Annotated in this window: 6 protein-coding genes; 3 read left to right on the top strand and 3 right to left on the bottom strand. The window is 70.3% G+C overall.

Annotated features, from left to right (window positions below; translation table 11 throughout):
* Positions 1–170 precede the first annotated feature (170 nt).
* On the top strand, positions 171–302 hold the full coding sequence (locus KBX53_RS12600) for a sigma factor (RefSeq protein WP_247675518.1): 132 nt from the start codon (positions 171–173) through the stop codon (positions 300–302).
* A gap of 122 nt (positions 303–424) precedes the next feature.
* Positions 425–3,499: a S8 family serine peptidase gene (locus KBX53_RS12595; protein WP_210859302.1), complete on the top strand. Its 3,075-nt coding sequence runs from the start codon at positions 425–427 to the stop codon at positions 3,497–3,499.
* A gap of 155 nt (positions 3,500–3,654) precedes the next feature.
* Here the strand turns inward: KBX53_RS12595 and KBX53_RS12590 are convergent, their stop codons facing one another.
* A complete protein-coding gene (locus KBX53_RS12590) occupies positions 3,655–4,410 on the bottom strand; it encodes an SDR family NAD(P)-dependent oxidoreductase (protein WP_030338098.1) in 756 nt (251 codons plus the stop codon).
* Between the two features lie 565 nt (positions 4,411–4,975).
* On the opposite strand from KBX53_RS12590, the gene KBX53_RS12585 reads away from it, so the two are divergent.
* Entirely contained in the window at positions 4,976–5,518 is a 543-nt protein-coding gene (locus tag KBX53_RS12585; RefSeq protein ID WP_210859300.1) for a trans-aconitate 2-methyltransferase, read from the top strand.
* Positions 5,519–5,612: 94 nt separating this feature from the next.
* Here KBX53_RS12585 and KBX53_RS12580 read toward each other — a convergent pair whose 3' ends face one another.
* Both KBX53_RS12580 and KBX53_RS36315 read right to left on the bottom strand, forming a co-directional pair.
* Positions 5,613–7,022: a non-reducing end alpha-L-arabinofuranosidase family hydrolase gene (locus tag KBX53_RS12580; protein ID WP_210859298.1), complete on the bottom strand. Its 1,410-nt coding sequence runs from the start codon at positions 7,020–7,022 to the stop codon at positions 5,613–5,615.
* 185 nt (positions 7,023–7,207) lie between these two features.
* A partial coding sequence (locus KBX53_RS36315; protein WP_247675517.1) for a multicopper oxidase family protein occupies positions 7,208–9,109 on the bottom strand: 1,902 nt, incomplete at its 5' end.

Raw genomic sequence — 9,109 nt, 5'->3', positions numbered from 1 at the left:
CGCCACGGGCGTCTCCCGGGTCGGCACGATGACGCCTGGCCGGGTCGTCGGGTTGATCACTCCGGTGTGACGCGGGCCACAATCTCGCCCCGCGCCGACGCGACCGGTCCAGCCAGCCGAGTTCCATGCGGCGGTGACCAGGGGACGAAGCGTGGGAGGGCACCGGTCGGATGCGTGACGCCGAGGAGTTCGACGCCCTCTACGCGGCCTGCGCCGGTCGGGTCGTGGGTCACGTGTACGCGCTCACCGGCAACCGCGCCGAGGCGGAGGACGCCGTCGCCGAGGCGTTCATGCGGGCCTGACAGCCGGCGTACTCGCGACCGCGCTGGTTACCGCGGGGCTGACCGCCCAACCGGCGAGCGCGCAGCCGACGCCCCCGACTCCCGGCACCGCCGGGACCTTCACCCTGATCACCGGGGACCGGGTGTCGCTGGACGCGGCGGGTCGCCCGCAGATCCAGCGCGGCCCGGGTCGGGCCGCCATGCGGTTCGTCAGCAACCGGGAGGACGGTCACCAGTACGTCATCCCGGTGGACGCGGTGCCGCTGGTGCGGGACGGGCGACTCGACCGCCGCCTGTTCGACCTCACCACGCTCGCCGAGTTCGGCTACGACGACCGGGCCGCCGAGTTGCCGCTGCTGGTCGCGTACCCCGAGAACACGGCGGCGCGGGCGCGGACCGCGACCACCGGGGGTGCCGGGCGCGTGCGGGCCGACCTCCCCGCCGCCCACGCGCTCGCGGTCCGGGCGGACCGGGACGACCGGGTGACGCTCTGGGCGTCGCTGACCCGGGGTACGCCATCCGCGCGCACCCTCACCGCCGGCGTCACCCACATCTGGCTGGACGGCAAGCGCACGGTCTCCCTCGATCGCAGCGTGCCGCAGATCGGTGCCCCGGCGGCGTGGCAGGCCGGGTTCGACGGCACCGGCGTCACCGTCGGCGTGCTGGACACCGGGATCGACGCCAATCACCCCGACTTCGCCGGCCACCTCACCGAGGTCCGGGACTTCACCGGCGGTGGCGACCCCAGCGACTCGGTCGGCCACGGCACTCACGTGGCGTCGACGATCGTCGGCAGTGGCGCCGCCTCCGGCGGCAGGTACCGCGGCGTGGCGCCGGGGGCGAAACTGCTGGTCGGCAAGGTCTGCGCCACCACCGAATGCCAGGACTCGGACATCATCACCGGCATGCAGTGGCTCGCCCCGCGGACCCGGGTGGTCAACCTGAGCGTGGGCGGCGACGACACGCCCGGCCTCGACCCGCTGGAAACCGCGGTCCAGGAGTTGAGCCACCAGTACGGCACCCTCTTCGTGGTCGCGGCCGGCAACGAGGGCAAGCCGAAGTCGGTCTCCTCGCCGGCCTCCGCCGACGACGCTCTCGCCGTCGCCGCTGTGGACGCCGACGACCAGCGGGCCTACTTCTCCAGCCGGGGTCCCCGGATCGGCGACAACCACATCAAACCCGAGATCAGCGCACCGGGCGTCGACATCGTGGCCGCGGCCCCCGGCGGCGACTACGCCGCCATGTCGGGTACGTCGATGGCGACCCCACACGTGGCCGGCACCGCAGCGATTCTCGCCGGGCAGCACCCGGACTGGACCGGCCCGCAGCTCAAGGCCGCCCTGATGGACTCGGCCAAGCCGACCGGCGAGGACACCCTCTACGAGCAGGGCGCCGGTCGGGTGGACATCGCCCGCGCCGTCGCCCAGCCGGTCGCCGCCGACATCGCCGCCATCGACTTCCCGGTGCAGCGCTGGCCACACGCCGACGACAGCCCGATCACCCAGGTCGTCGGCTACCGCAACACCGGCACCACAGCGGTCACCCTGACGCTGGCCATCGCGCCGGCCCCGGCCGGCATGCTCACCGTCAGCCCGGCCACGCTGGTGGTGCCGGCCGGTGGCCACGCCGAGGCGACCATCACCGTGGACACCCGGGTGGACGCCCCGGACGGCGTCTACCAGGGAGCGCTGACCGCCACCGGCGTCGATGACCTGCGGGTACGCACGCCGTTCGCGCTGAACCGCGAGATCGAGAGCTACGACGTACGGCTCGACCACACCGGACGCGACGGCAGGCCGGCCACCGAGTACACGACAGTGGCGGCGAACCTGACCACCGGCGAGTTCAGCACCCTCGCCGTGGCACCGGGCGGCGGCGTCCTGCGGCTGCCCAAGGGTCGTTACGCGTTGTACAGCACCATCCACGAGGGTTCCGTGTCGACCCTGCTCGCACAGCCGGTCCTGGACGTACGCGGCCCGGTCACCGAGGCGGTCGACGCCCGTGCCGCCAAGCCTGTCGCGTTGACGGTGCCGCAGCACGACGCCGCGCCGACCTCGATCAACGTGAGCGCCAACTGGGATGACGGCCTGCGCTACCCGGGCGTCCAACTCAGCGGGCTGTCCTTCGCGGACCTCTTCTTCGGCCGGATCGGACCCGCCGTCACCGCACCCGAGTTCACCGCGACGCTTGGCGTCGGGCTCGCGCGACCGGGCAGGGACGGCACCTTCCGGAACAGCCCCTACACCTACGACCTGGCGTACGTCCGGCAGGGCGACATGTTCACCGGCCTGACCAGGAAACTGTCGCCGAAGAACCTGGCCACCGTCCGGGCGACCTACCGCAGCCAGTCCAGCACGACGACGGCCACCCGGTTCCACCGCGCGTCGGGTCCCGGAGGCTCCGGTCCGGTCGGGTCGAACACGCCCGTCGACCTGCCGTTCAAGGGTGTCGAGTACTACAACACCGACGGGGGCGTCGTCTGGACGTCCACCTTCCTCGAAGGGGACAACCTCACCGCCCAGGACTCGACCTTCGTAGCCGGCCGGACGTACACCCAGACCTGGAACGCGGCACCGTTCGGGCCGACAGTGGCCCAGGCGCCGGCCCTGTCGCCACTGGGGTACGCGGGCCGCGACGGCGACACCATCTCGATCGCGTCGCTGCCCCTGTTCGGCGACGCGTCAGGTCGCCCCGCCAGCCGCGACGACCAGCCGGTGCGGATCCGGCTGCTCCGCGACGGTAAGGAGATCGGCAGCTCGGACAGCCCGTGGGCCGAGTTCGCGGTGCCCTCCGGCAGGGCCACCTACCGACTGGAGGCGGCCGTCACACGCGGCGCCCCGGACACCCTGTCGACGTCGGTGTCGGTGGCCTGGACCTTCACCTCGGCGCACACCACGTCACCGGAGCGGTTGCCCCTCAGTGCGGCTCGACCGACCCCCGTGCTCGACGACACCAACACGGCACGGATCGGCCGGGTCATGGCGATCCCGGTGACGCTGGACCGGCAGGCCGGTTCGACTGCCACGCCCAACCGCACGCTCAGCGTGTCCGCGTCCTTCGACGACGGCCGCACCTGGGTCGGCTTGCCGGTGCTCCGGAACGTCGCTGTGATCAGTCATCCGCGACGGGCCGGGTTCGTCTCGCTGCGACTGGCCGCTACCGACACCGCCGGCAACACCGTCACCCAGACGATCCAGCGGGCCTACCGGATCTCCTGACGCGTTGCAGCGTCCGGGGTGGCGGCTGCTGGAGCCGCCACCCCGGGCAGGACGGTCACTGAGGTGCCGCGATGCGCCGGACGCGGAAGGCACCGTCGAAGCCTCGGGCCCGGCGGACGCCGTCGAGGCCTCGGGCGCGGCGGACGCCGTTTGCCTCAGGCGGTGAAGGCGCCGTCGATGGCGATGGACGCGCCGCTGATGAAGGTGGCCTCGTCACTGAGCAGGAACGTGGTGAGTGCGGCGACCTCGTCGGAGGTGCCGGCGCGGCCGGTCGGCTGCGTGGACAGGTAGCGCTGCGCGGCCTCCGGGGCCTGGCTGACCACGTTCTGCCAGAGCGGGGTGTCGATCAGGCCGGTGACCAGGGCATTGACCCGCACATTGGAGCGCGCCACGTCGAGGGCGGCCGAGCGCGTCAGACCGATGACCCCGTGCTTCGCCGCGTTGTAGGCGGCCTGCGTCGGGTCACCCTTCACGCCGGAGACGGAGGCGTTGTTGACGATCGCGCCCCCACCGGAGGCGATGATCGCCGGAAGCTCGTACTTGAGTCCGTAGAAGACGCTCGTCAGGTTGAGGGCGAGCGACCGCTGCCAGTTGTCACTGTCGGTCTCGCGCACGCTGGCCATCGGGCCACCGCCGGCGTTGTTGAACGCACCGTCCAGCCGCCCGTACTCCGTCACCGCGGCGTCGACGAGCCTCGCCATCTCTTCCTCCACCGTGACGTCGGTGGGCACGAAGAGGGCGGCACCGCCCGCCGTCCGGATCTGCGCCGCGACCTCCTCGCCGCGGTCCTTGTCCCGGGCGCCGATGACGACCCGAGCACCTTCCGTGGCCGCCCGCCTGGCGAAAGCCAGGCCCATGCCCTGCGTGCCACCGGTCACGACCAGCACCTTCGATTCCAACCGTCCAGACATCTCGCCGCACATCCATTCGAGTGATGAGCCGCCGCAGAGCGCGGGGCTTCGCGAGACGGAACGCTAGCCTTATCTGGAACGTTCGACAAAGTAACAGGCCTCACAATTTGAACGCTGCGTAGTGAGGCTGCTCGTCATAACCCGGCTTTTGGCGTCGAAGCGGTCGCCCGAACGGTGCTACCTGGCGATGCGGATCCTGTAACCGCACGCACATTCTGTGGCGATCGTTCCACAACCTCACTAGCGTGGGGCGGGTCGCGAAATCCCAGCAAATCACCCTTAAGGAACAGTCATGCCCACAGCTCACCCCGCCCCGGAGTCCATGGTGAACGCCGGCGCTCCGAAGCACATCCCGGCCCCGCCGGACGCCCTCGGGGACGTTGTGCCCGTGCACTGATCGCTGTCGTACCTGTCAGATGGGGCGCGGTGACCGAGGACACGGTGCACTGACTCCGTCGAGAGAGTGGAATCAGAGCTGTGAGCAGAGAAGGCACCGGCGAGTGACGTGGTGAGGCCCGCTCTTTCGGCCCACGATCGGGGTCCGTCCCGTCCTGACCCGACGCCCGTGGCGAGCGAATCGGTCCGGGTAACTGCCGGGCACCGCCAGCGCTGGGCGGTGGAGACCATGGCCGTGGCGCCCGACGACCAGGTGCTGGAGATTGGGTGCGGCCGGGGAGCGGCAGTGTCCCTGGTCGCCGGTCAACTCACCACCGGCCGGATCGTCGCCATCGACCGCGCCGCGACGATGGTACGGCTCGCGACCCGGCGGAACCTCGGCCACATCGACGCCGGCCGAGCCGAGATCCGGTGTGCCGGGTTCGAGTCCGCGGACCTCCCGACCGAACACTTCACCAAGATCTTCGCGGTGAACGTCAGCCTCTTCTGGTTGGGCGACGCGGCGCAGCTGATCGCTCGGATGCGAAGCCTGCTGGCGCCGGGGGGACGGCTGTACGTCTTCGGCGAACGACCCAGCGCCGCGCACGCCACCGCGAACCTCGCCGCCACCGAACTACTGCTCGCAGCCCAGGGGTTCGCGACGACCACATCGAGCGTCACCCGTGGTCAGGGCCGGGTGCTGACCTGCGTCATCGGTACGCCTGTCGAATGAGCTGGGGCGTGACCGCGTACCCAACGTGAGCCGGGCGGGCTCGGCTTCCTGCCGAGCCCGCCCGTTCCCTGTCAGTCGAGTGTGATCAACCGTGTCAGCGCTGCAGCGTCAGCAGACCCGGCCGGTACGGCAGCAGACCGTAGTCGACGCCGTTGGAGCTGGGGGAACGACCCTGGTAGAGCAGTTGCAGGTTGCAGGCGTTGACAGTCATCGTCTGGTCAGCGCTGGTCCGCAGCAACTCACCGTGGCTGATGTCGTTGGTCCAGGTCGCGCCACTGTTCGCCTTACCCGCGAACGGGTTGCTCTCACTGGTGGCCTGCGGCGTCCACGAACCACCCAGGCTGGTGGCGGTGAACGACCGGAAGTAGCGACCCTGCGACCCGATCGCCTCCACGATCATCAGGTACTTGTTCAGGCCCTGCAGCTTGTACACCTGCACCGCCTCGAACAGGTTGTTCGTCGTGTCACTCATGATCGTCGTGTAGTTCGACCCGAAACTGCCCGGGAAGTTCCCGATCGGCATACTCGCCCGGTAGATCTTCCCGTTGTCACCGGCGAAGAACAGGTACATGTTCTGGCTGTCACCGATCACCGCCTGATCAATCGGACCCGTACCCGAACCAGTGATGCTCCCACTGAACAACGTCTGCGGCGACGACCACCCATTCGGGTTCGTCGGATCCGACGACGTCCGGTACGAGAACGCCGGCCCACCCCACTGATACGCCAACACCCAGATGTTGCGCGGCGCGAAGTAGAACAACGACGGCGCCACCGTGCCCGAGTTCATCGCGTTCTGACTCGCCGAACCCATCTGCGAGTAATTCGAGAACAACCCGAAGTTCATCGAACCCCAGCTGCTCCCGAAATCGTGGGTGGTGGCGTAGACCAGCTGCTGACCGTTGTACGGCGCGACGGTGAAGTCCTTCAACGACACCCAACCCGACCTCGGCTGCGCCAACGCACCCGTCGACGACCACCGGTACGACGAGGGCAGGTCACACGTCTGGGTCGGCGGTGGAGTCGTCGGCGGCGGGTCGGTGGGTGGCGGGTCGGTCGGCGGCGGGGTGGTCGGCGGGGTCGTCGTGCCACCGGTGCAGGTGACGCCGTTGAGAGCGAAGCTCGTCGGGTTGGGGTTGCTGCTCGTCCAGGACCCGTTGAACCCGAACGACACAGTGCCGTTGGTCGGGACCGACCCGTTGTAGCTCACGTTCCTCGCCGTCACCGCTGACCCGCTCTGCGTCAGCGATGTGTTCCAGGCCTGCGTCACCGTCTGCCCGGCACCGTAGGACCAGGTCAACGTCCAGCTGCTCAACGGATCACCCAGGTTGGTGATCGCCACGTTGGCGCCGAAGCCGCCCTGCCACTGCGACGACACGGCGTAGCTCACCGAACAACCCTCGGCCGCAGCGCCGGCCGGCAGCGCGGCGACGACTGTCGACGACACCAGTAAACCGACGCCGGCCACAACCAGACCGGCATTGGTGGCTCTGGATCTGGTCATATTGCACCCTCCTCGCGGGACGGCGGCCTACCCGGTGGTGATGGTCGCTGCTCAGTGACTGAATGTGAGCGTTAACAGGCCGCGTCGGGTATGTTACGGGAGCGCTCCCATACCATCAACAACATCTATGCCTGCTTCTCGTTCACCGCCGACTTTCCCGTTGCGCGGACCCGGAGCGGCGCTCCTCAGCCGACAGTGAGGGTGAGCACCCCGAACTGACCGCTGCGCTGCACGTAGTGCGGCAGATAGAACTTCCACGTCACCGTCAGCTCGCGCCCGGCCCGCATCGAGGCCGGCACCTCGGCGACCATCTCGAACACCGCCGTGCCGCCGGCCGGGATCTGCGTGAGCGGGCGGCAGTTCAGCCGGTACAGCTGGGCCGAGTTCACCGCGTCGTTCGTCGCGTCGCCGAGCGAGAACCGTTCCATCAGGTAGGCCGGGCAGGGGTCCAACGCGAGGGGACCGTCGGTCGGGTTGCCGAGGGTCACCCGGAAGGAGACCCGCGAACCGGCGGCGGCGGTTGGCGGCCCCTGAACAGCGACGGTGAGCTGGTCGAGCGGCGAGGACGGAGGCTTCGACATCGCCACCGGCTCGGTGAACCCACTGGCGGACAACGTCGCCCGGGCGCGAGGGTTGACCCCCTCCCCCTGCGGACAGCCCGGGCGCTCATCGGCGGTGACCGGCGCGCGCAGGGTGCCCCCGTCGTGCGGCAGCTCGATCGCGAGCTCGAACAGCCCGAGGGGCTGGCAGAACGGCCCGGACCAGTCCAGGCGCAGGCTGGCGTGGCCACCGGCCGGCACGGCAACGACCCGGGAGCGGCCCTCCTCGTTGATGCCGTGGGTGTAGAGCATCGGGACCTCGCGGCCGCCGACGAGCATCCTGGTGGGCACCTCGCCCTGCAGCGTGCACTCCTTCTTCGACGCGTTCCGCACGTCCACTTCGCCGATGAGCTTGCCGATGGCGGCGTCGAAGCCGCGAGGCTTCTCACCGCCGGTGCCCGGCCGGGTCCAGCTGGTGAGCCGGCCGGTCAGCTGCTCCGCACGGCACGGCTCGCTGCCGCGGGCCGGCACCAGGACGTGGTGGCCGTGCAGGTGCCACGGGTGCACCACCTGCGACCGGTTGACGATGGTGAACAGCACGACGTCGCCCCGGCGTACGACCTGCGGTGGGATGTCCGGGTCGGCCGCGCCGTTGACGGTGTGGGCGTAGCGCGGCAGCAATCCGCGCAGGTCGAGGCCGCGGTCGAGAACGAGGGTGAACGTCCGGTCGAACCGGGGCCAGGGCACCGCCGCGGTAGCGCCGTAGCCGAGCGGATCGAGCACCGGCCAGGCGCCGGTCGCCGTCGACACCGGGCCGGTCGAGTAGACCGCCCGTCCGTCGACGAACAGCGACACCGGGGTCGCCGGCGCGGTGAAGACCAGGTCGTAGCGGCCCCCGGCGGGGATCAGCACGGCGGTGTCCACCAGCGGTGTCGGGCCCCGCAGGTCGACGCCGTCGATCGCGGCCACCAGGAACGCGGTCCCCGCCAGGGCGTACCGGTGCGTGGTGCTGTCGGTGTTGATCAGCCGCAACCGCACCGGCACGCCGGCCTCCACCCGCTGCACTGTCGGCGCGGGCAGCGGACGCCCCGCCAGGGTGTGCACCGGCACCGTGACGTCGAGGCCGCTGACCGACCCCGATCGCACCACCAGCACACCGTAGAGACCCATCCGGACGCCGACATCGGAGGCCGAGTGCGTGTGGTACCAGTACGTTCCGGCCTGGTCGGCGCGGAACCGGTAGACGAACTCCTGCCCGGGTCGCACCGCCGCCTGGGTCACCCCGGGCACCCCGTCCTGGTCGTTCGGCACGTCGTACCCGTGCCAGTGCAGCGTGACGCCGCGCCCGATGTCCCGGTTGCGCAGCGTCACCTCCAGGATGTCGCCGACGGTGGCGGTCAACTCCGGTCCGGGTACCTGCGCGTTGAACGCCCACGCCGCCACGTCCCGGCCGCCCGCGTTCACAGTGGCGGTCCCGGCCGTCAGGGTGAACCGTCTGGTGGGTTCGGCGGAGATCCGGGTCGCCGCCGGAAAGCCATGATCGTGCGG

This window comes from Micromonospora sp. M51, from assembly GCF_018070305.1.
GTDB classification, from domain to species: domain Bacteria; phylum Actinomycetota; class Actinomycetes; order Mycobacteriales; family Micromonosporaceae; genus Micromonospora; species Micromonospora parva.
This window is presented reverse-complemented; position numbering and strand designations above follow the sequence as displayed.

Excerpts from the sequence above, each read along its gene's own strand:
- KBX53_RS12580 (WP_210859298.1), bottom strand. The coding sequence starts at position 7,022 with ATGACCAGATCCAGAGCCACCAATGCCGGTCTGGTTGTGGCCGGCGTC.
- KBX53_RS12590 (WP_030338098.1), bottom strand. The coding sequence starts at position 4,410 with ATGTCTGGACGGTTGGAATCGAAGGTGCTGGTCGTGACCGGTGGCACG.
- KBX53_RS12600 (WP_247675518.1), top strand. The coding sequence starts at position 171 with ATGCGTGACGCCGAGGAGTTCGACGCCCTCTACGCGGCCTGCGCCGGT.